Source organism: Paracoccus sp. NSM (genome assembly GCF_052379855.1).
Taxonomy (GTDB): domain Bacteria; phylum Pseudomonadota; class Alphaproteobacteria; order Rhodobacterales; family Rhodobacteraceae; genus Paracoccus.
The window spans coordinates 226,950-253,071 of the sequence record NZ_JBQTCG010000004.1 but is presented as its reverse complement, the minus strand read 5'-3'; the positions used below and the strand labels follow the sequence as shown (position 1 = coordinate 253,071).

Annotated in this window: 23 protein-coding genes; 8 read left to right on the top strand and 15 right to left on the bottom strand. The window is 69.6% G+C overall.

Translation table 11 applies throughout. The features are described 5' to 3' along the window. Nucleotides 1-7: 7 nt before the first annotated feature. Nucleotides 8-547 carry an LPP20 family lipoprotein gene (locus tag ACTZWU_RS09415; protein ID WP_444737097.1) on the bottom strand — a complete coding sequence of 180 codons (540 nt, stop codon included), beginning with the start codon at nucleotides 545-547 and terminating at the stop codon, nucleotides 8-10. 193 nt (nucleotides 548-740) lie between these two features. Here ACTZWU_RS09415 and ACTZWU_RS09410 point away from each other — a divergent pair, with 193 nt between their 5' ends. Genes ACTZWU_RS09410 through ACTZWU_RS09400 form a run of 3 tightly spaced genes read left to right on the top strand, consistent with a single transcriptional unit; the run spans nucleotide 741 to nucleotide 4,571 of the window. After that, a complete protein-coding gene (locus tag ACTZWU_RS09410; RefSeq protein ID WP_444737096.1) occupies nucleotides 741-2,897 on the top strand; it encodes a flagellar biosynthesis protein FlhA in 2,157 nt (718 codons plus the stop codon). Next, nucleotides 2,894-3,829, top strand: a complete 936-nt coding sequence (locus tag ACTZWU_RS09405) for a hypothetical protein (protein WP_444737095.1) — start codon at nucleotides 2,894-2,896, stop codon at nucleotides 3,827-3,829. Before ACTZWU_RS09410 ends, ACTZWU_RS09405 begins: the two co-directional genes overlap by 4 nt. Beyond that, nucleotides 3,810-4,571 (top strand): sigma-70 family RNA polymerase sigma factor, encoded by a 762-nt coding sequence (locus ACTZWU_RS09400; protein ID WP_444737094.1) that lies wholly within the window; start codon nucleotides 3,810-3,812, stop codon nucleotides 4,569-4,571. Before ACTZWU_RS09405 ends, ACTZWU_RS09400 begins: the two co-directional genes overlap by 20 nt. Nucleotides 4,572-4,625: 54 nt before the next feature. Here the strand turns inward: ACTZWU_RS09400 and ACTZWU_RS09395 are convergent, their stop codons facing one another. Then, nucleotides 4,626-5,855, bottom strand: coding sequence for a hypothetical protein (locus tag ACTZWU_RS09395; RefSeq protein WP_444737093.1), 1,230 nt, complete (start codon nucleotides 5,853-5,855; stop codon nucleotides 4,626-4,628). Nucleotides 5,856-6,006: 151 nt separating this feature from the next. On the opposite strand from ACTZWU_RS09395, the gene ACTZWU_RS09390 reads away from it, so the two are divergent. Next, nucleotides 6,007-6,843 carry a lytic transglycosylase domain-containing protein gene (locus ACTZWU_RS09390; protein WP_444737092.1) on the top strand — a complete coding sequence of 279 codons (837 nt, stop codon included), beginning with the start codon at nucleotides 6,007-6,009 and terminating at the stop codon, nucleotides 6,841-6,843. Here ACTZWU_RS09390 and ACTZWU_RS09385 read toward each other — a convergent pair. The 11 genes from ACTZWU_RS09385 to flgB all read right to left on the bottom strand — a co-directional run bounded on the left by ACTZWU_RS09385 (nucleotide 6,827) and on the right by flgB (nucleotide 18,495). Then, on the bottom strand, nucleotides 6,827-8,074 hold the full coding sequence (locus ACTZWU_RS09385) for a flagellin N-terminal helical domain-containing protein (RefSeq protein ID WP_444737091.1): 1,248 nt from the start codon (nucleotides 8,072-8,074) through the stop codon (nucleotides 6,827-6,829). The two genes, ACTZWU_RS09390 and ACTZWU_RS09385, sit on opposite strands and share 17 nt — an antisense overlap. 8 nt (nucleotides 8,075-8,082) lie before the next feature. Then, nucleotides 8,083-12,024, bottom strand: a complete 3,942-nt coding sequence (locus ACTZWU_RS09380) for a FlgK family flagellar hook-associated protein (protein WP_444737090.1) — start codon at nucleotides 12,022-12,024, stop codon at nucleotides 8,083-8,085. After that, nucleotides 12,021-12,314 carry a rod-binding protein gene (locus ACTZWU_RS09375; protein WP_444737089.1) on the bottom strand — a complete coding sequence of 98 codons (294 nt, stop codon included), beginning with the start codon at nucleotides 12,312-12,314 and terminating at the stop codon, nucleotides 12,021-12,023. Before ACTZWU_RS09375 ends, ACTZWU_RS09380 begins: the two co-directional genes overlap by 4 nt. 9 nt (nucleotides 12,315-12,323) lie before the next feature. Continuing rightward, nucleotides 12,324-13,442, bottom strand: coding sequence for a flagellar basal body P-ring protein FlgI (locus ACTZWU_RS09370; protein ID WP_444737088.1), 1,119 nt, complete (start codon nucleotides 13,440-13,442; stop codon nucleotides 12,324-12,326). After that, nucleotides 13,439-14,089, bottom strand: a complete 651-nt coding sequence (locus ACTZWU_RS09365; protein WP_444737087.1) for a flagellar basal body L-ring protein FlgH — start codon at nucleotides 14,087-14,089, stop codon at nucleotides 13,439-13,441. The genes ACTZWU_RS09370 and ACTZWU_RS09365 overlap by 4 nt, the downstream gene beginning before the upstream one ends. A 5-nt stretch (nucleotides 14,090-14,094) precedes the next feature. Further along, nucleotides 14,095-14,883: a flagellar basal-body rod protein FlgG gene (gene flgG / locus ACTZWU_RS09360; protein ID WP_444737086.1), complete on the bottom strand. Its 789-nt coding sequence runs from the start codon at nucleotides 14,881-14,883 to the stop codon at nucleotides 14,095-14,097. Nucleotides 14,884-14,951: 68 nt separating this feature from the next. After that, nucleotides 14,952-15,710 carry a flagellar basal body rod C-terminal domain-containing protein gene (locus tag ACTZWU_RS09355; protein WP_444737085.1) on the bottom strand — a complete coding sequence of 253 codons (759 nt, stop codon included), beginning with the start codon at nucleotides 15,708-15,710 and terminating at the stop codon, nucleotides 14,952-14,954. A gap of 7 nt (nucleotides 15,711-15,717) precedes the next feature. Next, entirely contained in the window at nucleotides 15,718-16,983 is a 1,266-nt protein-coding gene (locus ACTZWU_RS09350; protein WP_444737084.1) for a flagellar hook protein FlgE, read from the bottom strand. Between the two features lie 21 nt (nucleotides 16,984-17,004). After that, nucleotides 17,005-17,685: a flagellar hook assembly protein FlgD gene (locus ACTZWU_RS09345; protein WP_444737083.1), complete on the bottom strand. Its 681-nt coding sequence runs from the start codon at nucleotides 17,683-17,685 to the stop codon at nucleotides 17,005-17,007. Nucleotides 17,686-17,695: 10 nt separating this feature from the next. Next, nucleotides 17,696-18,106: a flagellar basal body rod protein FlgC gene (gene flgC, locus ACTZWU_RS09340; protein ID WP_444737082.1), complete on the bottom strand. Its 411-nt coding sequence runs from the start codon at nucleotides 18,104-18,106 to the stop codon at nucleotides 17,696-17,698. Beyond that, a complete protein-coding gene (gene flgB, locus ACTZWU_RS09335; protein WP_444737081.1) occupies nucleotides 18,106-18,495 on the bottom strand; it encodes a flagellar basal body rod protein FlgB in 390 nt (129 codons plus the stop codon). The genes flgC and flgB overlap by 1 nt, the downstream gene beginning before the upstream one ends. 88 nt (nucleotides 18,496-18,583) lie before the next feature. Here flgB and ACTZWU_RS09330 point away from each other — a divergent pair, with 88 nt between their 5' ends. After that, nucleotides 18,584-19,426 (top strand): hypothetical protein, encoded by an 843-nt coding sequence (locus ACTZWU_RS09330; protein ID WP_444737080.1) that lies wholly within the window; start codon nucleotides 18,584-18,586, stop codon nucleotides 19,424-19,426. Here ACTZWU_RS09330 and rpoN read toward each other — a convergent pair. Both rpoN and ACTZWU_RS09320 read right to left on the bottom strand, forming a co-directional pair. After that, nucleotides 19,423-20,751 carry an RNA polymerase factor sigma-54 gene (gene rpoN / locus ACTZWU_RS09325; protein WP_444737079.1) on the bottom strand — a complete coding sequence of 443 codons (1,329 nt, stop codon included), beginning with the start codon at nucleotides 20,749-20,751 and terminating at the stop codon, nucleotides 19,423-19,425. The genes ACTZWU_RS09330 and rpoN overlap by 4 nt on opposite strands. Before the next feature lie 174 nt (nucleotides 20,752-20,925). After that, nucleotides 20,926-22,404: a flagellin N-terminal helical domain-containing protein gene (locus tag ACTZWU_RS09320; protein ID WP_444737078.1), complete on the bottom strand. Its 1,479-nt coding sequence runs from the start codon at nucleotides 22,402-22,404 to the stop codon at nucleotides 20,926-20,928. A 150-nt stretch (nucleotides 22,405-22,554) separates the two neighbouring features. Between ACTZWU_RS09320 and ACTZWU_RS09315 the strand changes: the two genes are divergently transcribed. From ACTZWU_RS09315 to fliD, 3 genes are all read left to right on the top strand, one after another. Continuing rightward, nucleotides 22,555-23,319, top strand: coding sequence for a motility protein A (locus ACTZWU_RS09315; RefSeq protein ID WP_444737077.1), 765 nt, complete (start codon nucleotides 22,555-22,557; stop codon nucleotides 23,317-23,319). 12 nt (nucleotides 23,320-23,331) lie between these two features. Then, the gene (locus ACTZWU_RS09310; RefSeq protein ID WP_444737076.1) at nucleotides 23,332-24,378 is read left to right on the top strand and encodes an OmpA family protein; all 1,047 of its coding nucleotides are present in this window, start codon (nucleotides 23,332-23,334) and stop codon (nucleotides 24,376-24,378) included. Between the two features lie 86 nt (nucleotides 24,379-24,464). Next, nucleotides 24,465-26,099, top strand: coding sequence for a flagellar filament capping protein FliD (fliD, locus tag ACTZWU_RS09305; protein WP_444737075.1), 1,635 nt, complete (start codon nucleotides 24,465-24,467; stop codon nucleotides 26,097-26,099). Nucleotides 26,100-26,122 lie beyond the last annotated feature (23 nt).

Sequence of the window (26,122 nt, the reverse complement as noted above, 5' to 3'; positions counted from 1 at the left end):
GCGGACCTCATCGTGCCGCGCGCGCGATCTGCGCGACAAGGGCCTGGCTCAGCTCCAGCTGCACCGCGTAGCCATCATCGCCGCGCGGCTCGATCGAGACGGTGCGCGCGCCGCGCATCGTGCCCTGCACCTGGGCTGCGACGTAATCGCTCTGCATGGCGGCGTCGCGCAGCAGACTGTTCGAGCTGATGCGGATGCCGTGAACCTGTTCGGTCAGGTCGCGCATCGCGTCCAGCCGCGCCGCCCGGATCGCCAGCAGGCGCTTTTCGTTCAGAGTCTCGCCCGGCTGGCCCGCCACCTGCGCAAAGCCGCGCCCGACCAGCGCACCCGGCTCGGGCAGGGGCGGAGGCGGCGGAGGCGCGCCCCGGTCATCCGACAGGGTCGCGGCCTCGGGCTGGACGGCGGCGGGGGTGGGCTGCACGGCCGCGCCGGGCGCATTGCCCGTGCCGCAGCCCATCGGCAGCAGCGCCGCAAGCATCAGCGCGGCGAAAGCGGGGCGGAGGGGCGCGCCTGCGGCAGTGCGGCGGCTGAACGAGAGAGGGGGCATGGCAGGGCCTCGGATCTGGGTCGGTCTTGGCGCTGACGCTGCAAGCGCCGTGCCAGCCGGACGCTGCCGCTTGATGCGCGACGACGACGCGAAAGTCTGACGCTGGCACGACGCTTGCACCGCATCCTGCGTCTGCCACCGTCCGAGGCCCTGCCATGCCCCTGATCCCGACCCCGACCGAAAGGCCCCGCCGATGAACGCCCCGGCCCGCGCACCCTTCGGCGTGGCCAGCCTGCTGCGCGGCGACGTCGGCGGCCTTGCCCTGCCGCTTGGCATCCTGGTCATCATGGCCATGATGATCCTGCCGCTGCCCGCGACGCTGCTCGACGTGTTCTTCGTGGGCAACATCCTGCTGTCGCTGCTGGTGCTGATGGTGGCGGTGCATTCGGAACGGCCGCTGGATTTCTCCAGCTTCCCCTCGCTGCTGCTGATCGCCACGACGCTGCGACTGGCGCTGAATGTCGCCTCGACCCGGATCGTGCTGGCCGAGGGGCATACCGGCAGCGCCGCCGCAGGTCAGGTGATCGAAGCCTTCGCGGATTTCGTCGTCGGCGGCAATTTCATCGTCGGCCTGATGGTCTTTGCGATCCTTGTGATCATCAACATGGTCGTGATCGCCAAGGGCGCGGGCCGCGTGTCCGAGGTCTCGGCACGGTTCACGCTGGACGCCATGCCCGGCAAGCAGATGGCCATCGATGCCGACCTGAACGCCGGCATCCTGTCGCCCGAGGAAGCCAAGGCCCGCCGCGCCGAAATCGCGGCCGAGGCCGATTTCTACGGCGCGATGGACGGTGCCTCGAAATTCGTCAAGGGCGACGCGATCGCGGGCCTGATCATCCTGGCCATCAACGTCATCGGCGGCATCATCGTCGGCACCGCCCAGCACGGGCTGGCCATCGGTCAGGCCGCCGATACCTATGTCCGCCTGTCGGTCGGTGACGGCCTTGTGGCGCAGGTGCCGGGTCTGCTTCTGTCGCTGGCCGCGGCGATCATCGTGACGCGGTCGTCCTCGTCCTCGGACATGGGCGGGCTGATCGGGCGGCAGGTGAACATCTCGCGCGCATGGGGTCCGGCGGCGGCGGTGCTCTTGATCCTGGGTCTTGTGCCGGGCATGCCGAACATGATCTTCCTGATCGCCGCGACGGGCGCCGGTCTGGCCGCCTTCAACGCCACCCGCGGCGAGGCGCGCCGCCGCGCCGCCGATGCGCCCCCTGTCCCCGGCCCTGCCAGCACGGCAGCGGGCGGCGCGCAGGCCCCCGCCAGCGACGCCCCCGCCGCGATCACCCCCGAAGAAGTCACCGACCTTGCGCCGCTGACCCTTCAGATCGGCTATGGCCTGATCCCGCTGGCAAGCGGGGCCGAGGGCGGCACGCTGGTCTCGCGCATCACGGCGATCCGGCGCGAATTGTCCCGCGCGCTTGGCATCGTGGTGCCGGGGGTGCGCATCCGCGACGACCTGACCCTGCCGCCCAATGCCTACCGGCTGCGGATCGGCCAGACCATCGTGGCCGAGGACATGGCCTATGCCGACCGCAAGCTGGCCATTCCGGGCCATGCCTCGACCCGCAAGCTGGCCGGGATCGAGGTGCGCGACCCGTCCTTTGGCCTCGAGGCCGTGTGGATCCAGACCCATCAGCAGCCCGAGGCCGAGGCCGACGACCACACCGTCGTCGATGCCGAAGCCGTCATCGCCACCCATCTGGGGCAGGTGCTGCAACGCCATGCCGCCGATCTTCTGGGCGCCGATGACGTGCAGGCGCTGCTGGACGCGCTGACCCAGGCCGCGCCGACGCTGGTGCAGACCGTGGTGCCGAAACTGGTGCCGCTGCATGTGCTGACGGCGGTGATGCGCCAGCTTCTGGCCGACCGCGTGCCGGTCTCGGACCTGCGCCGCATTCTTGAAGGGCTCGCCCAGATCGCGGGCAGCAATGCCAGCATCCCCGCTCAGGCCGAGGCGCTGCGCCCCGCCCTGATCCCGCTGCTGTTGCAACAGCTCGCCCCAGTGGGCGCGGTCCTGCCGCTGGTGACGCTGGCGCCCGATCTGGAACAGATCCTGATCCGCGCCCGCCGCCCGGCCGAGGACGGCATCTCGCTGGACCCGAACCTTGCCGCGACGATCCTGTCCGAGATGGGCGCCGCACAAGAGGCCGCGCAGGCCACGGGCGGGCATCTGATGATCGCGGTCTCGCCCGCCCTGCGCCGGTCGCTGGCGGCGTTTCTCAGGCCGCATCTGCCTGACGCGCTGGTCCTGTCCCTGACCGACCTGCCCGAGACGCGCCGCGTCGAGGTCTCGCGCAGCATCGGCATGCCGCCGCAAAGCCTGCCCCAACCCGGAGGACAGGGCGCATGACCCGGCTGACGATCCGAGGCGCCGACACGGCGCAGGCGATGGACGAGGTGCTGCGCGTGCTGGGACCGGACGCGCTGATCCTCTCGACAAGGCAGCATCGCGGTCTGGTCGAAATCGAGGCCGCCTCGGCCGACGAGGCTGACCTGACCCCCGCACCGCGCCCCGAGCCGAGCTTTGCCGCGACCCTTCTGTCGCAGCTGGCCGCCCGCCGTGGCGGGGCGGGTCGCGCCGAGGGCCTGCCCCCCCATCTGCCGCGCCGGGTGGTGCTGGTCGGCCCGCCCGGATCGGGGCGCAGCCTTTTGGCGGCGCGTCTGGCGGCGGCCTCGCTGCGTCTGGCCGATGCGCCACGCCCGCGCCTGATCGCGCCACGCCCCGACAGCCTGACCCCGCCGGGCGTGCTGTCGCGCCATGCCCGCCTGATGGGGCTGGTGCCCGACCGGCCCGTCTGGCGGCCCGGCCAGCTGCCGACCCTGCCCGCGCCCGCCCCTGACGAGGTGCAGATCATCGACCTGTCGGATCTGGACGCCGACGCCCAGCAGCCCGACGCGCTGGCGCCGCTGGCCGAATTGCCGGGAACCGCGCTGTGGCTGGTGATCCCGACCGGCCTGCATCCCGACTGGCACGACCGGCTGTCCGCCACATGGGCCGGGCGCGCGGCGATGATCGTGCTGACCCGCGCAGATCTCTGCCCGCCCACAGCCGACGACATGGCCCTGCCGGAACAGAGCGGCCTGCCCCTGGGGCTGATCGCCGCCGGGACCGGGCTTCTGGACGCGCTGAGCCCGGCCATGACCGCTTCGGCACCGGCACCCGAACCGGAACCTGCCGCAATCGCGGCGCAAGACGAACCCCCCGCCCGGCCCCGTCCGGACGACATGCCCGCCCCGGCCCCGGATCAGGAGGATTGCGATGTTGCCCCGCGGCTATTCTGAACAGGCGTGCAACCCTGAAAAGCTGGTCTCGACGCATATGGGACTGGCCCGGCGGATCGCCTGGCACATCCATGGCCGTGTCAGCGGCCGGGTCGAGATCGACGACCTGCTGCAGGTCGCCTATCTGGGCCTTCTGGACGCCGCGCAGCGTTACGTCGCCCAGCCCGGCACGCCCTTTGCCGCATATGCGGGCATCCGCATTCGGGGCGCGGTGATGGACCATCTGCGCAGCCAGTCGAACCTGGCGCGGGCGACGCTGAAGATGACCGGCCGCATCCGCCAGGCCGAACAGGCGCTGTCCCATGCGCTGATGCGGCAACCCAATGACGAGGAACTGGCCCGTGCGCTGGACATGCCGGTCGCGGAATTGTCGCGCTGGCGGCGCGAGATCGACAGCGTCCAGACCCGGTCTCTGGACGATGTCTATTCCGACCACCTGCCCATGTTCCGCGACTCGACCCCCGGTGCCGAGGACATGATGATGCAGGACACGCTGCGCCTGCAATTGCGCGATGCCATCGCGCGCCTGCCCGAACGCGAGGCGCTGGTCCTGCAGCTCTATTTCGTCGAGGAACTGAACGTCTACGAGGTGGCCGAGGTGCTGGGCGTGACCACGGGCCGCGTGTCGCAGATCAAGAAGGCCGCAATCGAGCGCCTGCGCCGCTTCATCGCCGAAGCCGAGACGGGCGCCCCGCCCGCGCCGGTCCTGCCCGCCTCGCTGCCGCTTGCGCCCGGCATCTGAAACGCACAAAGGCGCCGCGGGATGCGGCGCCTTCAGCTTTGATCGATGGACGGATTATTCCGCGGCGGCAGGCATGAAAGGCGTGACCTGCACCGTCTGCGACATGCGGTTCAGCCAGTCGCGCGCCGGGACGGCCATGCGCCCCGATATGTCGGGGCAGAGCTGCGACAGGGCGGCCAGCGCGCGTTCATGGCGCTCCAGGCCCTCGGGCATCGGGCAAAGCCGCCATTCGCCGCCCTCGAGCCGGGCCTCGATCCCTTCGGCGGTATTGCGGAACCAGAAGATGACGCCGTGCAGTTCGTAGGCCTCGGCGATCTCATCGGCGGGCAGGTCGCGGCGGCGCAGCAGGTGCATTCGCGCGAACTCGACCACGACATCGGTGCTGACCTCGATGATCTCGGCGGCAATGGCCGTCCAGCCATCCGCACCGCCGCGCGAGATCGCGCGCCACAGCCCGTCGCCCTGTTCGTCGCGGAACCACAGCGCGACCCCGTCCGGGTCTTCGGCCACGAGGAAACTGCGCTCGATCAGGCGCAGCCGGGCGAAAGGTTCCAGATCGGCGCGGGCCTGCAATTCGGGATCGGCATCCTCGGGCAACAGGGGCGCGGCCAGATCGTGGCGCAGTTTCAGCAGCGCGCCGTAGCCGATGCTGTCCAGCAGCTCCTGCGCGACGCGACTTAGAACGATCTCACGCGAATTGAAGAAGCCGATCGGCGCATCGGCCAGACCGGCGATCCGCATGGCCGTCGCCTCGACCTGGCTGGCCTGTTGCCCGGCCAGCGCGCGCAGAAAGCCCAGAAGCGCCTGCGAGACGATCCCGTCATCCAGTTCCGCCAGACGGTCCAGAAGCGACAGCATCGGTTCCGCCAGCAGCGCCGGCCCCATGCGCAGCGTAATGATCTGACGTTCCAGCACCCGGGCCAGGACTGCCAAAGTCTCGCGCTGTGCCCGGCTTTGGCTGCCGGCCGGAGCGCCCGAGAGGTAAAGCGCACCAAGCGGCTTTTCGGCGCTATCGGACAGAACCAGCGACAGATCGACCAGATCGGTCGCGCCCGAACCCGCGGCCCGCAGCACGCAGAGCGGATCGCCCGTGACCGCCCATTCGGCCTCGGCCGGGCCGACGGTCAGGCCAGCGCCCTCCAGCTTGAGGCGCAGGTCGTCCAGATCATGAGCCAGCTGCAGGGTTGCGCCCTGCGCCCCTGCCAGAACCCGGGCAGCCTCGACCGTGTCACGCAGGTTCGACGCAACGGTCGCAGGCATGCTGAACATCGTGTGGTGGGTCATGGCATCCTCGGTACTGAAACTTTACGTGCCAGCATCGCAAAGCCCGGAAGGGCGGGCCACGATCCGAAAGCATCGGCAGGACCGCCATCGGGATGTAGCCCTATCCTTCAGAACAGTTTCGGCCGGCATCGCGCTTGCAACGGCCCATGCCATGTGCCGTGTGACCATCCTTGCCGCCCTGCTTCTGTCGCTGGTGCTGCCCCAACCGGGCCGCGCCATGACCGAGCCCCTGCCCGATTGCGAATCGCTGGCCGAGACCGCCGGCGCCGAGGCCGGCATTCCGCCCGGCCTCATGACGGCCATCGCCCATGTCGAATCCGGGCGCAGCCATCAGGGCCGCCTGCGGGCCTGGCCCTGGACGCTGAACCAGGGCGGGCGCGGATCCTATCACGACAGTCGGGCCGAGGCGATGCAGCGCCTGTCCCTGATCCTGGCCAGCGGCGTCACGAATGTCGATATCGGCTGCATGCAGATCAACTGGCGCTGGCACCGGCAGGAATTCGAGAACGAGGCCGCGATGATGGACCCGGTCCGCAACACGCGCTATGCGGCGCGGCATCTGGCCTCGCTTTACGCCACGCATGGCGACTGGAACCTGGCGGTCGCGGCCTATCATGCGGGCGATCCCAGCCGGGGCGCGCGCTATCAGGCCAAGGTCGCCGCCGCGCATCGCGCTCTCGGAGAGCCCGCGCCCTATCGCACGGCCTCGGCCGATCCGATCCCCTCAACCCCCAGCCTGCCCGAAGGTGGCGTCTGGATCGACGGCACCCCCGAGGTCATCGGTGATCCCGCGGTGATCGCGGACGCGGCGATCTATGGCCAGCCGGACCAGCCCGCCCATGACACGCCGCGCATCGCCCGGATGCAGGGCATCCTTGCGGCGCCCTCGGGCCATCTTCTGGTCATCGGCATGGGCGGCGATCTGCGGCAGCACCGAGCGACGGGGCTGGGCATGCCGCCCCTGTCGCGGATCAGCGCAAGTAATTGAACAGCGACTGGCCGGTGATCTTGACGAAGCTCTGCTGCGCGGCCTGTTCGGACAGAAGCAGGCTCTGCAGCCGCGTGATCGCCGCCGCCACATCCAGATCCTGCACGGCCGAGACCGATTGTTCGACCACCAGCTTCTGCTGGGCGACGCTGTCCTTCTGGCGGTCCACCGCGGCCCCCAGACTGCCTGCGGCGGCGCGGGCATCGGCCATGCGCGCGACGGCCTCATCGGCGCGGGCGACGACTTCGTTGATCGACAGATGGGCGGGACGCATCGACAGGATCGGGCGCATCGGGGCGCGGGTGTCGGGATCGATCTGGCCCATCGCCAGGACCGGAACCCGCTGCGGGCCGCCCTGCTGGTCGGTCAGCGCGATCTCGCCCTGCGCAAACATCATCACGGATCGCCCGTCGGGCGCCATTTCGGCCCGGATGCCGGTCAGATGCTCGGCATCAGAAATCGTGCGCAGCGCATCGCCCGGCGCGTCGTGGCGCAGGTCCAGACGCAGCCGCGCGCTGCCCAGGGGGCCGGTCAGCGTGACCTCGACCGCTTGCTCGTCGCGGCCGCGATCCAGCGTCAGCCACGCGCCGTTTTCGGCCCGAAGATCGGGGCGGGCGGACAGCATCGGTTCGGACAGGACCCGGATCAGATCGTCGGCCATCGCGAAAACGCCGCTGGCATCCTCGCCGAAGACCTGGCCGCCGGGCAGGCCGGTCGGCAGGATCAGCCGGTCGCCAAGCGCCGCCTGGCTGGGCGCCGCATCGCCACGATAGCGCACGCCGTCCAGCGTATCGACAAAGGCCGGACCGGGGGCCGAGCCGGAAAACAGCGGCCTGCCCGCGATGTCGGAACTGTTCGCCGCCGCCAGCATCGAGGCGCGCAGCGTGATCGCCTCGATCCGCAGGGCGGCATGGGCCTCGGGGGTCAGCGCGTCATTGGCGGCGCGCAGGGCGATCTGCTTCAGGCCGCGCACGTTCTCGGTCAGGACCGACAGGGTCTGGTCGGTCAAGGCCAGCCGGTCGCTTGCATCGCGCGCCAGATCGGCGCGGGTCTCAAGCCGCGCGCGCACCTCGCGCAGGGCCGACAACTCCACGGCCCGGGCCGGATCGGCCGAGGGGCGCGGGTCGTTCACCCCCGACGAGATGCGCGCCTGAAGCGTCGTCGCCTCGGCGGTGATCTGGTTGAAACCGCGCAGGGCGAGGCGGGCGAACAGGGCGTCTCCGATGGTCATGATGCCTCTCAGAACATGCGCAGAAGGGTATCGAACAGGTCGCGCGCGATGGTCATGGCCTGGGCCGAGGCCTGATAGGCCTGCTGCATCTGCACCAGCCTCGCAGCCTCGGCATCCAGATCGACCGCGCCAAGCGCGGCATCCTCGCGCTGCGCGGCCTCGGATGCGGCCCGGGCGGTTTCCAGACTGCGCGCGGCGGCCTGGGCGCGCAGGCCGGTATCGGCCTGAATGCGCGTCAGCCGGTCGCCAAGGCCCTGCGTGCCGCTGGCCGGATCGCCCACGCGCAGCCCGGCCAGCGCCATCGCGGTCGCGCCATTGCCCGAACCCGCCCCCGCAGCGACGATCTGGAACCGGTCGCCGTCACGCGCGGTGCCGGTGAGTTGCAGCACCATGCCGCCCAGCTCGGCCCGGCCCGCCGCATCGGCGCGGCCCTCGGCCACGACATGCCCGCTGCGCGTATCGCGCAGGATCAGGCGCCCGGTCGTGGCATCAGCCATCTGGACCTCAAGCGGGCCGGGATGGGTCGGCGCGGGACCGGCCTGCATGGCGATCCCCAACCGGGGCGAACCCGTGCCCGTCGCCACCACGATCATGTGCTCGGGGGGCAGGCCGTTCAGCGCGATCTGGCGACCAAGCGGGCCGGTCGCGGCATGCGCGATCTCAAGCGGCGCGTTGCGCGAGGTCATGACCAGCCTGTCGCCGTCGACCCGGATCGCGGCGCCGGGGCCGCCGAAACCGGCCTGCGGGACATGGCCCACGACCAGACCGGTCGCCGGCGCGGCCAGATCCAGCCGCAGCGCGCCCGTCCCCGGATCGCGGCTGGCCAGCCCCGGAAAGCCCGGCGGCACGTCCAGCCCACCGCCCGGCAGCATCCGCAGCGTGTAATCCGCGCCGTTCAGGCGCACCGGCAAATCGGCGGGCAGCGCGCCATTGTCAGGCGGCTGCCCGGTCAGCACCATGCGCCCCTGCCCCGGACCGAACCCGAAAGCCGCGGCCTGCGCGGTCAGCAGGCCCGCCCCGTCGGACACGCCCTCGGCCCGGATCACCAACCGCATCGAGGCGTCCAGACTGGCCGTCACGCGCCCGGGTTCCGGGCCGTCGATCACCGGCTCGCCATTCTGGAACCGCAGCCGATAGGTCGCGCCGTCGACCTGAAGCGGCAGGAACGCCCCCTCGGGCGGCAGCGCGCCAAGCGGCGCCGAGATCGCCTCGGCGACCGGCCCCTCGGCGCGCAGCAGCGTGGCCAGGGTCAGCGCGATCTGGCGGGCGGGGGTGGCGGGGGCAAAGGCCGCCTCGGCGGTGATACCATTCAGCGTGACGGCAAGGGCCTGCCCGCCCTCGGCCAGGGCGGGGATCGCGGGCAGGTCCAGCTGCGCCACGGTACCCGCCGCGCTGAAGCGGACCGGGCCGGGCGCGACGGGGGCCGAGACCGCGCCCCCCTCGATCTGGAAGCCCGCCGCATGGGTCAGCGTGACGCTGCCGCCCTGCCGCCAGGCCTGACCGGGTGCCAGCGCATCAGGCGACCCCAGCCGCTGCCCCTCGGCCGAGGCCGCGGCAAGGTCCAGCGCGCCCTGCCGGTGGATCAGCGTGATGTCGTGGCCCTGATCCTGCACCAGCAGCAGGCGGCTGCCATCGGGGGCCATCTCGGCGCGGATGCCGGTGGCCTGAGAGGCGCGGTTCAGCGCCTCGGCCAAGGGGGCGGGATCGCTGCCGGTCAGGAAAGCCTCGATCCGCACCGGGCTGCCGTTCACGCCGACCAGATCGAAGGCCACCGGCCCGGCCTGAAAGCCCGACAGATCCAGCCCGGTCTGCGCCTCGGCCACCATGCCGGGCAAGGCAGCGTTCAGGCGTCCCGCGATCACGGCGGCGCTGGCGCCTTCGGGCATGTCAATCCGCGCGGTGCGGCCAGACAGGTCGGCCAGCGTCAGCGCAAAGGGCGGCGTGACCGGCAGGCTGCCCGGCATCCCCGTGACCGGCGCGGGCGCGGGAACAGCCGCGCGGTGCAGCGCCTCGGCCCCCGACAGCGCGACCTGCGCGCCGCGATAGCCCGGCCCGTCCAGCACAAGGGGCGACGGATCATAGACCGCGCCCGGCAGAAAACCGTTGGCCGGGGTCAGAAGCGCCGCGGCCTCGGCCGCCGACAGGGGCGTGCCCGCGACATGGCGGCCATTGCGCGTCAGGACCTGCATCGCCCCCGAGACCGGCTGGCCCGGCTCGGCCAGCCCGTCGATCAGCCCCGAGGCACCAAGAAGCTGCGCATCGGGCACCGGCCCGCCAGCGGGGCGGGTCAGCCGCAGCGCGCCGTCCCGCGCCTCGGCCACGAGGCCGAGCGAGGCAAGGCTGCGCCCCTGATCGTCGCGCAGCCCGCCATTCAGCGCGGCGGCCATCGCGGCGGCATCGGCCAGACCCGACAGATCGAAGCTGCCATCAGGCAGGACCAGCGCCTGCGCCCCGTCAGCCGGGGCCAGCGTCAACGCGGGCGCGCGCCCCAGACTGGCCAGCGTCACATTCTGCGTCCCGGCCGGGATCAGGCCCACGACACCGCCCAGCAGGTCCATCGGCTGCGGCTGGCTGCTCAGCGTCGGGATCGGCGCGGCGGGCGGGGCCTGCAGCAGCGCCGTCATCTGCGCCGAGCCTGTATTGCCCGGCTGCGCCGCCGCCGCAAAGGCCGAGGCCGCCGCCAGCGCCGCCGGATCGGTCAGCACCAGCCGCAGATCGGCGGCATGGCCCGTGACCGGGCGCAAGGCGATGCGGTCGCCGTCGCGGGCCGCGCCCGCGATGCGGACCAACACCCCGTCCAGCAGCAATTCGTCGCGGCCCGCGCCCAGCTCGGCGCCCTGCCCGTCCATCGCGCGCCAAAGGCCCGCGGCGCCGTCAAAGACCAGATCGACCGGCGCGCGGGGGCCGCTGGCCGCCATCGTGGTCAAGGCGACCTGCACGCGGCCGGAATTGCCCGCCGCCGGATCGGCGCGCCAGCCGTCATTGGCCAGCAGATCGCCGCCCGGCACGCCGCGCAGATCGACCCCGCCGCGATGGACGCGGTTCATCGAATTCGTCATCTCTCGCGCGAAGGCGTCCAGTTCCGCCGAGGCCATGTCCAGCGCGCCGATCGCCCGCGACATCCCCGCCAGACTGCCCGAGGCCAGCAACCGCGACTGCGCGATCTGCCCGTCCGAGGCCCGCACATGCAGCGTCAGCATGTCCTCACCCGACACCGACAGGGTGGCCGGGCGCACGCCCTCCAGCAAGAGCGGCCCGGCCTCGCTGCCCAGACGCACCGTCGGACGCCCCGCCACGCCAAGCGTGACCGAGATCGGCAGGATCCGCGCCAGTTCGGTCAGCGTCGCGTCGCGGCGGTCGGCCAGGGCATGAGCGCCCTCGCCCGCCTCGGACATGCGGCGCGAGATCACGGCCAGTTCCTCAAGCAGGCCCTGCGCGGCCTGGGCCTGCTCGCCCGCATCGACCAGCATGTCGCGGCGCAGCGTCTGAAAGCCCCGCCCCAGCCCCGAGACCGCGTCGGCCAAGGCGGCCCCCTGTTGCAGGACAAGGCCCCGCGTCGTCAGGTCGGTCGGGTTCGCGGCCAGCCGCGCCAGACCGTCGAAAAAGGCCCGCATCGCGCCATCGACGCCATCGTCGCCGGGGATCATCAGCGTCTCGATCGCGGTCGCGCCGGTCAGATGGGCCTGGGCCGCGGCCTCGCCGCCCTGCGTGTTGCGGGCCCGGTCCGCGACCAGCGCGTCAAAGGCGCGGCGAACCTCGGCCAGGCTGACGCCCTGCGGGCCCGATGGCATGGTCGTCGGCGTGCTTTGCGCGCCATGCTGGGTCACGGTCGCCACGTCGCGGCGGCGAAAGCCCTCGGTGTTCACATTGGCGATGTTCTCGCCGACCGTGGCCAGCGCCGTGCGATAGGCCAGAATGCCGCTGCGGCCGATATCCAGAAGGTTGCTCATGGCGTCTCACCGGAGGCGGGGGGCGCGAATTGGCGCGCGATGGCCTCGGCCAGACCCAGCCCCGCCGCCCCTGCGGACGCCTTGGCAAGCTGGCTGTCCAGCATTTCCTGCGCCGAGGTGACGGCGCTGCTGCCGGTCAGGCTGTCGCCCGGCAGGCCCGCGCGCCCGGCCTTAAGCAGTTCCGACAGGAACAGCGCCTCGAAGCCCTGCGCGGCCTGCATGATCTGGTCGCGGTCGGGGCGGTCGGCGGGCGACACGGGCAATCCGGCAGAGGGGGCGGTGATCTGCATGGCGGAGCCTCAGATGATGACAAGCTCGGCGCGCAGCGCACCCGCCTCGCGCAGGGCATCCAGAATGGCGACCAGATCCGCCGGGCTGACGCCCACCGCATTGATGGCATCGACCAGACTGGACAGGGTCACACCGGCATCAAAGACAAAGGCGCGAGCAGGCGGCTGGTCGACGTCGATCTGCGTGTCGGGCGTGACGACCGGATCGCCCGGCGTCATCACCGTGCCGCCCGGCCCGGTGGCCACGTTGGTGCCCTGGGCCACGTCGAAGTCCTCGGTCACGCGCACGGTCAACGAGCCATGCGTGACCGCCGCGGGCGAGACGCGCACATTGCCGCCGATCACCACCGTCCCGGTCCGGGCATTGATCGCCACGCGTGCGGGCGGAGCATCGGGCGTGACCTCGATATTCTCAAGCGCGCCGGCAAAGGCCACGCGGCGGCCCGGATCGGCAGGGGCGTAAATGCTGATCGAGGCCGCATCGACCGCGATCGCCGTGCCCTCGCCAAAGGTCGCGTCTATCGCGCGGACCACCGCTGCCGCGGTCGAGAAATCGGGCCGGTGCAGGTTCAGGACCAGAAAATCCGACGACTGAAAGGGCGATTGCACCGCCCGTTCGACCGTGGCGCCACCGGGGATGCGGCCTACGGTAGGAATGTTCACCGTCAGGGACGAGCCGTCATTGCCCTCGATCCCCAGCCCCCCGACGGCAAGGTTGCCCTGCGCGATGGCATAGACCTCGCCATCCGCGCCCAGCAGCGGCGTCATCAGCAGCGTCCCGCCCTGAAGCGACTTTGCCTGACCCACGGTCGAGACGGTGACGTCGATGGTCTGGCCCTCTTTCAGAAATGGGCCAAGCTCTGCCGTCACCATGACGGCGGCGGCGTTGCGGGCGTTCAGATCGCGCGCGCTGACCTGAAGGCCAAGCCGCGAGATCAGCGATTCCAGCGATTGCAGCGTCAGGCCGGAATTGCCGTCACCGCTGCCGGCAAGGCCGACGACGACCCCGTAACCGACCAGCTGGTTGCTGCGGACGCCCGCCAATGCGGCCAGATCCTTCAGCCGGTCGGCCTGCGCGAAGGCCGGCATCAGCGCCATCAGCGCCGCAAGGACCAGCCGCGCGATCATAGCGGATTGGCCACGGTGACGGCGCGCGACAGCCAGCCGTGGCGGGCCGTGTCGGCGGTGTCGCCCGCACCGACATAGCGGATATCGGCATGCGCGATCCGGTCCGAGGACACGACGTTGTCCGGGCCGATATCCTCGGGGCGGACGATCCCGGTCAGGCGCACATATTCATTGCCGTTGTTCAGGGTCAGGCGCTTCTGGCCCATGACCTCCAGATGCCCGTTCGGCATCACCCGCACGACCGAGACCGACAGCCGCCCGGTGAAGGAATTGGACTGCGCCGCACCCCCCCGCCCCGAGAAACTCTCGCTGGTCGAACTGGACAATCCGGCGCTGTCGAACCCGCCCGCAAGGACAGAGGGCAGGCTGGCCTCGAAGGACGAATTGCGCCCGGCATTCGCGGATTGCGACTTGCTGGCCTGGAAGCGTTCGACGAATTGCACGGTCAGCACGTCGCCCACCGCAGCAGCGCGGCGGTCGCTGGTGAACAGGCCGCGCGCCCCGTCGAAATAGATCGACCCCGAGGGCGTGGCCGAGGGCGCGGGCGCCGCGACATAGATCGGCTCGTAATTGGCGCTGGCGCGGTCCTCGACATAGGTCGAACAGGCGGCCAAGGGCAGGATCAGGACGAGGATGGCTTTGGTCATGGGGATCACAGCTTATTGGTGAGATAGCGGAGCATCTCGTCGGAGGCCGAGATCGAGCGGGACGAGATTTCATAGGCGCGCTGCGTCTCGATCATATCGACAAGCTCTTGCACCACATTGACGTTGGACGCTTCCAGCGCGCCCTGAACCAGCTTGCCGGCGCCGTCTGCCATCGGCGCGCCCACCGCGGGCGCCCCTGAGGCCGGGGATTCCGCCAGCAGGTTCTCGCCCAGGGGTTCAAGCCCGCGCGGGTTGGGGAAGACGGCCAGCGTGATCTGGCCAAGCTCCTGCGGCTCGACCTCGCCGGGCAGGGTGGCCGAGACGATGCCGTCGGCCGAGACGACCAGCGACAGCGTGCCCTCGGGCACCTGGATTTCGGGTTGCAGGACATAGCCGCTATCGGTGGTCAGCATCCCTTCCGCATTGCGCGACAGGCTGCCGTCGCGGGTATAGCCGATGCGGCCATCGGGCATCAGGATCTGCAGAAAGCCCTGCCCGTCGATCGCCACGTCGAAGGCGTTGCCGGTCATGGTCAGCCCGCCCTGGCTGTGGACCTTTTCGGTCGCCACAACGCGAACACCCGTTCCGACCGCCAGGGGCGAGGTCAGCGCGGTGTTCTCGGAGGTCTGGGCGCCTGCGGGACGGTGCATCTGGTAAAGCAGCGTCTCGAAATTGGCGCGGTCGCGCTTGAACCCGGTGGTGTTCACGTTGGCCAGGTTGTTGGCGATGACCTGCATCCGGGTCTGCTGCGCGTCGAGGCCCGTGCGGGCGACATGCATCGCATTCGTTGACATGGGCGGCCTTTCTGATCTGGTGCGGCGTTCACGCTGATGCTGCAAGCGCCGTGCCAGAGACGCGACCCTTAGCCCGGCATCCGCAGCAGCGAGGCGCCTGCCTCGTCGATTTCGCGCGCCGTCTGGATCATCCGCAGGTTCAGCTCGAAGGTGCGCTGCAATTCGATGCTGTCGATCAGCTCGGCGGTGGCGTTCACGTTGCTGCCCTCGCGCGTGCCCTGCACGATGCGGGCACGCTGGTCGGGGGGCGGCAGCGGGCTGTCATCGGCCATGCGGATGCGCCCGTCCAGCGACTTGCGCAGATCCAGCGCGTCGTCGGGATCGACGGTGGCCAGCACGCCCACGGCCACGGCCTCGCCCCCTTCGAGCGGGGTGATCGAGACCTGCCCCACTTCATCCACCATGATCCGCGAGAAGGGCGGCACGATCATCGGCTGAAGGTCCGCGTTCAGCATCGCCTCGCCCGCGCCGTTGATCAGCGTGCCGTCGGGGCCGGGTTGCAGATCGCCGCGCCGCGTCAGGGCGGGTTCGCCCCCGCCGGGCGGCTGGATGTAGAAGAACCCGCGATCCGCGATGGCCAGGTCCAGCGGATCGCCAGTGCGCTCCAGCGGGCCGGGGGCGCGGGAAAAGCCGTGGGGGCCGCGCTCCAGTTGAAAGGCGCGGCCGGTCTGGGCCTGAAGGGCGGTCAGGAAATGCGCGCCGCCCTCGTTCTGCAGGTCGCGCCGGTAGCCCGGCACGGCCATGTTGGACAGGTTCTGCGCCGACAGCGTGCGGCTGTCGCGCAGATTGGCCAGCGAATTTAGCGCGGTATGGACAAGCCGGTCCATCGCCGCCTCAGGTCCGCAGGTTCATGATGGTCTGCATCATGCTGGACGATGTCTCCATCGCCTTGGCGCTGGCCTGATAATTGCGCTGCGCGGTGATCAGGTTCACCAACTGCTCGGTCAGGTCCACATTCGCCTTTTCCAGCGCGCCCGACCGCAGCGATCCGAAGCCTGCCGAGCCCGGCACGCCCACGACCGGCGCGCCCGAATCCGCCGTGGCCGCGAACGACGCCGAGCCCATGATCCTCAACCCGCCCGCATTGGCGAAGTTCACCAGCGTCAGTTTGCCCTGCGCGACGCGCGTATCGCCGCCATAGCTGGCCCAGATCGTGCCTTCGCGGTCGATATCCAGCGTCGTCAGCGAGGCGCGGGGTCGCCCGTCATGCTGGACATTGCCCACCGCAAAGGGGCCGTCGGCCAGCCGCGCCCGCGACAGATCGACGGTGATCGGACCGTCCGGGCCATCGAACTGGAACGGACCCGACGCCGCCGTCGGCTCGCCATTCTCGTCCAGAACCAGCCCGGCCGCACCGGTCAATTCGGCCCCGCCCAGCATCATGCGAACCTGAAAGGACGTTTCGGCGGCGCCCGGCGTGGGGTCGGACATGCGGATGAAATACAATTCGCCCTCGACCGCGCGGCCCTCGGCATCGGACAGGGGGATGGGGGTGCGATGCGCCCAGCTGGTGCGATCCTCGGGGTCGAACTCGGCGGCGGGCGGCACGTTGACCTGATCCCCCGTCATCGCCGGGTCCGAGGGCAGGCTGACGGCGACGCTGACATTGCCCGTGGACCGCGCCTCTCCGTAGGATAGCGGGATCTGAAGCGGCACCGTCTGGCCAAGCGTCTGCGTCAGCGCCGAGCCGTCCTCTGCCACCGGCCAGCCCAGAAGCTGGTGCCCCGAGGCATTCACGATCCGCCCGTCCGCCGACATCGAGAACGCTCCTGCGCGGGTGAACAGCCGCTCGGGCGGGATGCCCTGCGTGCCGGCCTGAGGCTGGACGGCGAAGAAGCCCGGCCCCTCGATGGCCATGTCCAGCCGGTTGCCGGTGCCGACGATGCTGCCCTGCTTGAAGTCCTGCGCGACGCGGGCGACCTGCACGCCCGAACCGGTCGTGGTGCGCGTCACCGTCTCGGGCGACTGGTTGAAGATGTCGGCGAATTCGGCCCGGCTGCCGCGAAAGCCGGTCGTGCCGACGTTGGCGATGTTGTGCGAGGTGGCGGCGATATCGGTCTGGGCCGCCGAAAGGCCCGACAGGGCGGTGTTGAGGGACATTCTGATCTCCTTGTTGGGCGTTCAGCGGAAGGACTGGATTTCAAGCGTGCTGAGCTGGCCGAAATCCTCGATATCAAGCGTGACATCCTCGCCCCCGGCAGAGGCGCGGGCCGACAGGACGCGCGCATAGACCTGCGGGTCCAGATTGCGCATCTGCCCGCCCTGGATTGCATCGATCGACACCAGGACCGGCCTGCGGGCGGCCACGATATCGGCGGGGATGGCGGTCCATTCGAAGCCGACCAGCCCACCGCTGCGCGGCCCCATCTGCTGGCTGTTCAGGACCTGCCCGCTTTCGGCATCCAGCCAGGTGATGTTCAGCGCCTCGACCGGGCCGTCCAGCTCGACCGCGCCGCGTATCGCGCCCGAGGCGTCGGGCCGCGCGACCGCGCCCGGCACCAGGACCGAATGGCCCAGCATGGTGGCGGCCATGGAAATCCGCATGTCGCGCGCCCCGCCGCCCCCCTGCGAGGCCAGCGTGTCGTTGATCCGGTCGATACCCGCCACTGTCGAGAATTGCGCCATCTGGCCCAGAAACTCGGTGTTCTCGAGCGGTTTCAGCGGGTCCTGATTGCGCAGCTGCGCCGTCAGAAGGGTCAGGAAATCCTGCTGGCCCAGGGTCTGGGGCCGCGCGGGCGGCGGGGTCTGGCCGCTGGCGGTCGTGCTGCCCGTGCCCAGGCCCGGATTGATCTGGATGGTCATCGCGCGCTCCTTACTGACCCATCTGCAGCGTGCGCGTCATCATGGTGCGCAGCGTGGACAGGGTTTCCAGTGTGTTCTGGTAATGGCGGCTGGCCTCCAGCATCTCGACCATCTCCTCTTCGACCTCGACGGGGGATTCATAGACGAAGCCCTCGGGATCGGCCTGCGGGTGGTCGGGGCGGAACATGCGCGCGGGCTCTCGTTCCAACGCCACGATGCGTTCGGCGCGGGGCGCGGTCAGGCCGCTGCCGGGCATGGCCTCGTCCACGGTAAAGACCGGGCGCAGCGGGCGGAACGCCTTGTCAGCGCTGCCCGCCACCGTCCCGGCATTCGCAAGGTTCGAGGCCGTGGTGTTCAGCCGCTGCATCTGCGCCGACAGGGCGCGGGTTCCAAGGTCGAAGACGTTGTTCAATTGGCTCATCATTCACCTTTGATTGCCGACATCAGCCCCGAGATGCGGCGGTTGAGAAAGGTCAGGCTGGCCTGCTGGCGAAGCGCGTTTTCGGCGAATTTAACCTGCTCGACGGCGGGCTCGACGGTGTTGCCGTCAAGCGCCGCGCTGACCGGGACGCGCCAGCCGGGGCCGTGATCGGGCGTCGCGGCCGAAGTGATGTGGCCGGCATGGGTGGCGGCGGGCACGCCCGTGCCGCCCATCTGGCGCGCCATCTCGCTGGCAAAGTCGATATCGCGCGCCTTGTAGCCCGGCGTCGCCGCCTGCGCGATGTTCGAGGCCAGGATGGCCGCGCGTCTTTCGCCCAGCTTCAAGGCGCTGGCGTGAAGTCCAAGCTGATCCCTCAGAACGGTGCTCATCGGTTTTTTCCTCGCGACTTGCGGCGTCATGGCCCGCTGCTTGCAAGAGCGGTGCCAGAATCCCCGCCTGCCTTGCGAAGGAACCGAAATGAGTCTGGTCAGCCGCATCGACGCCGCCATCGGCGAGATCCCGACAGCGCAGATGGCCGCCATGCTGGCCGCACTGGAGCAACAACAGCGCGATCCCGGGAACCCGGTCACAGGCCGCGTCGCCCTGGCCTTGCGGATCGTCCTCATCCGCAGAATGGCCGAGGCCGCACCCGAAGTGCTGCCCCTGCCCGAACCCGCCCCCGAGCCCGAGCCCGAGCCCGAGCCGCTGCCCGAACCCGAGGCGCCGCCGCCTCCGCCGCCCGCGCCGCGCAAGGCGCCCAAGAACCTGCTGACATCGATCCGGCTGGAGGATGCGGCGCAATTGCTGATGGCCAGCCCCGAGCCGGAACCGGGGCCAGAAGCCGCGCCAGAGGCCGAACCAGAGCAGGAACCCGAAATCGCGGCAGCCCCGGAACCGCAGCCCGAAATTCAGCCCCAGCCGGACTTTCAGCCTCTGCCTGATCCGGTGGTGATCGAGGTCGATCCCGCGGCCATCGTCGAGCCCGCCCCCGATCTGGAACCCGTGCCCGAACCCGCGCCCCGCCGCAAGAAGGCGCGCGCCTCGGCGGACCCTCTGGCCGCGATGTCGGCGCTGATGGCGGCCGATCAACCGGAAGAGCCGACGCCGTCTGCCGAACCCGCTGCCGATCCGATGGCGGCCCTGGCCGACCTGCCGGACCAGCAGCCGCAGGCCGATCCGGTCGAACCCGCCCCGGTCGAGGTCGCGGCCGCACCCCGGCCCAAGAAACGCAAACAGGCCGCCGCGGACCCGCTGGCGGCCATGTCGGCCCTGTTGGCGATGGATGACGATGCGCCCTCGGACGATCCGTCGGGGGGCTAGTGGCGCCCCGACAGGATCGCCTGCCGCCGCCGGACCGAGGCCGTGGGGATGTGCAGTTGCTCGCGATATTTGGCGACGGTGCGACGGGCGACGTTGATGCCGTCGGCGGCCATCATCTGCGCCAGCTGATCGTCGCTCAGGGGACGGGCGGCATTTTCCTCGCGGATCAGGCGGCCGATGCGGTGGCGCACGGCCCCGGCGGAACCGGCAGCCTCGTCCCGCGACGGCAAGGCCGCGGTGAAAAATTGTTTCAGCGGCATAACCCCATGCGGCGTCTGAACCATGATCCCGGTGGTCACGCGGCTGACGGTGCTTTCATGCACATCGGCGGCCAGCGCGATTTCCTTCAGCGTCATCGGCGCCAGATGCTCGGGGCCGTTCTCCAGAAAACCGGGCTGGCGGCGCATGATCTCTTCGCCGACGCGCAGCACGGTGCGGTTGCGATGCTCGACCGCGCGGGCCAGCCAGCGCGCCACCGACAGCCTTTCGCTGACATAGCCCTTGGACGCGCCTGCCGCCTGCGACAGGCGGTCGGCCTTGGCCTCGCGGATGGTCACGCGCGGCAGGGTCGAGCGGTTCAGTTCGATCTGCCAATCGCCGGTCGCGGCGCGCGTGACGATCAGGTCGGGGGCGCGGATCGGCTCGGGCGATTGCTCGAACCGGGCGCCGGGCTTGGGGTCCAGCCCGCGCAGCAGGCGCAGGACCGGGTGCAGATCGGCGAGGGCCACGCCGCAGACCCGCGCCAGCCCCGCCAGATCGGCCGAGGCCAGACGCGGCAGGTTGTTCAGAACGGAGGCGAAAAGCGGGGTCAGGATGCCCTGATCTGCGGCCTGAAGACGCAGGCATTCGGCCAGGTTGCGGGCGAACAGGCCCGCCGGTTCCAGCCCTTGCAGGATCGTCAGCATCGCCTGGGCCTCGGGCAGATCGACGCCGCCCTGGGCTGCGATCTGGTCCAGCGGCTGACCCAGCCAGCCCGAGGGTTCCAGCGCATCGACAAAGACCGAGGCCAGCGTGATCTGCGCCTCGGTCAGGCCAAGGGCGCCGATCTGGCGGGCGACATGGGTGTAAAGCGACAGCGATCCCGTATCCGCGATGGCGCCGACGCGGTCCCAATCCTCGCGCGGGCCGCCGGCGACGCCCTGGGGCACCGGACGCAGGGCACGCTGCGGGGCGAATTCGACGAAGGGGTTTTCCTCGGCCTGCTTGTCGATGAAGTGCTGCAATTCCGGATTGCTCATCTGAAGCAGCACGATGGCCTGACGCAGCTGTTGGCTGACGACCAGCGACTGGCGATGTCCAAGCACTTGGGAATGGCTGAAATTCATGGCGAGGCTCCTTCTGGTGCCAGTTTCGCCGGGTAGGCCAAGGAATCCAAAATTTTCGTTTGACAGGCCTAAAATGTCGGAACCCCGACCATATGCTTTCGAGAAAACCCTGCAATAGCAAAACCCTGGCGCCCAAGGGCGCCAGGGCTGGCCGTGAGAGGCGTCGGAAAACCGTCAGCCGCGCAGCAGGCTCATGACGTTCTGCTTGGAGGCGTTGGCCTGTGCCAGCATCGCCGTGGCGGCCTGGCTGAGGATCTGGCCGCGGGCGAGGTTGGTCGATTCGGCCGCGAAATCCGCATCCATGATCTGCGACCGGGCGGCCTGAACCGAGGTCGAGATGTTCGTCAGGTTCGAGATGGTCGAGTCGAGGCGGTTCGAGATGGCACCCAGATCGGACCGGGCCTGGCTGACCCGCGACAGGGCGGTGTCGATCACGTTGATCGCCTTCGAGGCGCCCTCGTGGGTGGACAGGTCGATCTCGGCCAGTTTCTCCAGGCTGGCGCCCGAGTTCGAGTTCTCGAAGAAGGCCTCGTCGGTGGTGTTGTCCGAGGTATGGACCGAGAAGCTCTTGGTCGAGGACATCGTCACCTGGCCCGTCACCGTGGCGGAGTCGCCGTCGGTCACGGTCGTGGTCGTGGTAAAGCCGCTGGTGGCGGCGGTGCCGTCCGAGTTCAGGACATCGACGTTCATCGTCAGCGTGCCGCCGGCACCGTCATCCGAAGCAAAATTCGAGATGTCGATATTCGCGCCGGTGCTGTCGGTCAGCACGATTTCGGCATTGCTGCTGCCCATGCGGGCGGTCACGCCGGTTTCGGTCGTCTTGGCGTTGATCGCGTCGCGCAGGCTGCGCAGGTCGCCGCCATCCGAGATCGCGACCGGGCCGACATCCACATTGTTGACCTTGAAGGAGACCTGCCCCTCATCGGCCGTGTTCGCCAGCGAGATCTTGGCGCTGGTCTGGGCTGCGGCCGAGACGCCCGTCTGGGCGGTCGTCGCGTTGATGGCACGCGCCATTTCCTGGGCGGACATCTCGGCGGTCTGATCAACCTCGGCCGAACCCGCATGACCCGAAATGATCAGCGTGGTGCCGCCCGCGATGGCCGAGGGGCCAGCAGCGACGTTCACGTCAGAACGCAGCGTGAAGGCGCCGATCTCGGTCGCGCGGGTGCTTTCGACGTTGATCGAGACGGTCGTGTTGGCGTCCGCGCCGATCTGGAACTGCTTGCCCGAGAAGCTGCCATCCATGACCTTCATGCCGTTGAAGGTGGTGGTTTCCGAGACACGGTTGATCTCGGCGATCAGCTGGCGGCTCTCCGCCACGATGCTGCCGCGATCCGACGAGGTGTTGGTGTCGTTGGCCGACTGCACGGCCAGTTCGCGCAGGCGCTGCATCATGTTCGACACCTCGACATGCGCCGATTCCGTCGTGTCGATCAGGTTCTTGCCGTCGGTGGCGTTGCGGACGGCCTGGTTCAGACCCATGATCTGCGAGGTCATCTTCTCGCCGATGGCCATGCCGGCGGCGTCATCCTTGGCGGCGTTGATCCGCAGGCCGGTCGACAGGCGCGTCATGGCGTTGTTGAACTGGTCGTTGACGCGCGTCATGTTCGCCTGAGCGGCCAACGCGCCGATATTCGTGTTGATGCTGGTCATCTTCCATCTCCTGGGATCAAACGACGCGCCTTGCAGCGCCTGATGAAGGGAACGGCGCTTTTCAGGAATGTTTAGCGACAAGTTTCGGGGGCGCTGGCACGAACCTTGCTTCCCTGCCCCTGCATGGCGGCGGATTGACGGAGTTGCAGCATGGATCTGGCAGGCTTGATCGGGCTGATCGGAGCGATCGGAATGATCATCGGTGCGATGATCTATGGCGGCGGCCTGGCCCCCTTCGTGGATATTCCGTCGGTCCTGATCGTCTTCGGCGGAACGGCCTTCGCGGTGCTGGCAACGACCTCAATCCCCGCTTTCACCGGCAGCTTCAAGGCGATGGCGCGCATGTTCAAGCCGACCAACCTGCGCACCGACGATCTGGTCAAGCGCATGATCGAATTGTCGGGCGTGGCCCGCAAGGACGGCATGATGGCGCTCGAGGGCCAGTCGGTCCCTGACAAGTTCTTTGAAAAGGGACTTCAGATGCTGGTCGACGGCGCCGACGAGGCCAAGCTGACCCGCCAGCTGAAGCAGGAGATCAAGGCGATGAAATCGCGCCACGAGGGCCATCAGGGCATCGTGAAGGCCTGGATCGACATCGGCCCCGCCATGGGCATGATCGGTACGCTGATCGGGCTGGTTCTGATGCTGGGCAACATGTCCGACGTCAAGGCCATCGGCCCGGCCATGGCGGTCGCCCTGCTGACCACCATGTATGGCGCCATCGTCGCCAACGTCCTGTTCGGACCGATCTATACCAAGATGCAGTCGCGCACGACCGAGGAACTGGAATACCGCGCCATCGTCCTTGAGGGGTTGCGCGGCATCGCCCGCGGCGAAAGCCCGCGCCTGATCGAGGATCAGCTTCTGGCCGCGCTGGAGCCTCCGGTGCAGGAAAAACTGCGCGCGGCGGCGTAAGGGGGCTGTGCAATGGCCAAGCTCAAGGCGCTGCCCAAGCCCGCGACCGGACCCGATGACGACGATGATGACGATCACGAATGCCCGCGCTGCCCTCCGGTCGGTGCGCCCGCCTGGATGGCGACCTTCGCGGATATCGCCACCCTGCTGATGGCGTTCTTCGTGCTGATCCTGTCCTTCGCGAATTTCGACGAGGTGTCCTTCAAGAAGATGACCGGCGCGCTGCGCGAGCATTTCGGCACAAGCGCGGTCGAGATCTTTCCGAACCCGCAAAGCACGACGGTCATCGAAATGGACTTCCGCCCGGCCAGCACGCCGCCCTCGCCCACCGATTCCCCCGACCCGCGCGAAGAAGAGGCGATGCAGCAACTGACCGAGGCGCTGCAACAGGCGATGGCGGATGGCGAGATCACCGTGGCGGGCGAGAACGGCGCCGTGACGCTGCGCCTGCCCGAAGGTGCCGGCGCCGCCGAAATGGCCGAGGCCTTGGCCCAGGCCGCGCAGGACATCGTCAGCCCGCCGGGCCAGCCGCAAAGCGAGCCCGCCCCCCAGCCCGGCCCCGAGGGTCAGGACAGCCAGCAATCGGGCGGACAGAACGCCGAGGCCCGCGCCGCAATCGCCGATGCCCGGCTGAAGGTCGCTCTGCAAGAGATGCGCGATCAGGGGCTGGTCGATGTGCAGCAGGAAAACGACAAGGTCATCGTCACCGTGGGCGCGGGCGGGGCCTTCGGGTCGGGCTCGGCCGAGCTGACCGCCGAGGCCCGCGAGATCATGGCCCGCATTGCCCTGTCGGCCGCGGGCGAACAGACGCGCATCACCGTGACCGGGCATACCGACAGCGTGCCGCTGACCGGGGGCGCCTTTACCGACAACTGGGGGCTTGCCGCCGCACGGGCTTCGTCCGTGGTGCGCGAGCTGGGCGCGCAGGGGGGGCTTGACCCGTCGCAGTTGACCGCCGTCAGCCGGGGCGAATCCATGCCCGTGGCCGACAACGCGACCGAGGAAGGCCGCAGCGCCAACCGCCGGATCGAGATCGAGTTCGACTTTGCCGATCCCTGATCGACGGCACCATGACGGCCGCGTTCCGGGATTTGCCCTAAAACGGCGCGGCGGCAGTCCGTTCGTCAGGACAGAAGGAGGATGACATGAGCAGCGATCTTCTGTCGGCACTCAGCCGGAATGGCAGCGGGTTGAACCTGCGCGATCTGGCACGCACCCTCACGCAGGCCGAGACCGCGCCCAAGATGGACGCGATCCGCAGCCGCATAACCCGCGACGAACAGCGCATGACCGCGCTCGGAGAGGTGCGCGCGCAATTCGACGCACTTGGCCAGGCGATGGCGCAGGCGGCGTCGAACCCGATCATGACAGTCTCGACCACCTCGGCGGGGGTGATGCCCCGCGTGACCGACCGCCAACGCATGTCCCCCGAAGCGCTGCCCATCGACGTGCAGCGGCTTGCCTCGCGGCAGGTGCTGGAATTCGGCGGCCTGTCCTCTTTGACGGCGCCGGTAGAGGCGGGCAGCCTGCGGGTGGAATTCGGCCAATGGGGCGAGGGCGCGGCCTTCGACGCCGACCCCGCCCGGCAATCCGTCACGCTGGAGATCCAGCCGGGCACCACGCTGGCCGATCTGGCACGCAGCCTGTCCAGCCTGCCCGGCATCACCGCCCGCGCGCTGGACAAGGGCGACGGCACCGTCTCGCTTGGCATCGTCAGCGAAACGGGCGCGGCCAATGCGATCCGCCTGAGCGTCGATCAGGCCTCGGGCGGTGAAGGAATGCCGCTGGCCTCGTTCGACATGAGCGCCGGGCCGGGGGCGCGGCAGGTTCAGGCGGCGACGGACGCGCTGGTTCTGGTGGACGGGATCGCCGTGACGCGGCCCGACAACCTGATCCAGGACGTGATGCCCGGCGTCGATGTGACGCTGTCGGCCACCGGCCCCGCCATGCTGTCCATCGAACGCGAGGAAGGCGCCGCCCGCGCGAATGTGCAGACGCTGATCGACGGGCTGAACGGTGTCCTGTCGCTGATGCAATCGCTGACGCAGCGCGGCATCGGCGGTGCCGTGGCGGGCGAACTGGCGGGCGACCGGGCGATGGAATCGCTGCAATCGCAATTGCGCGGGCTGCTGGCCGGACCGCTGAACGGTTTCGGGGACCGGCCGATCTTTCTGGCCGATCTGGGCATCGCAACCGAACGCAATGGCCAGCTGCGCTTTGACCCGCCCGCCTTTGACCGGACCTTCCGGCTGAACGCGTCGCACTTCGACGCGCTGTTCGGCGACGCCCTCACCAGCCTGACACCGGGCCTGTCGGTGCGCGGCAACCCCTCGCCGTCGCTGCAATCGGGCGATCTGGACTTCCGCACCGACGCGGCCGGCAATGCCACGCTGGCCGGAAACCGGATGCTGGGCCTTGATCTGGGACAGGGCAGGACGGTGCAGATCGCGCTGACCGGCCCGGTCGAGGGGCTGAGCGTCATGGCCGAGCCGGGCGTGACCTCGGGAACGCTGCGCTTCGGGCGCAGCCTTGTCGGATCGCTGTCACAGATGATCGACCAGGCGCGCAGCAGCGACGGGGATCTGGGCCGGCGAGAGGCTGACCTGACCCGCGCCAGCCAGACCGGCAGCGAACAGATCGCCGCACTCGAGGCGCGCGCGGCGCTGATCGAAAAGCGTTACCTGACGCGTTTCGCCGCGATGGAGCAGGCGGTCACCCAGCTGAACGGCACCGGCCAATATCTGAAGAACCTTCAGGACATGTGGTCGCGCGACCGCTGACCCTGCCTTGCCGCAGGGCGCGG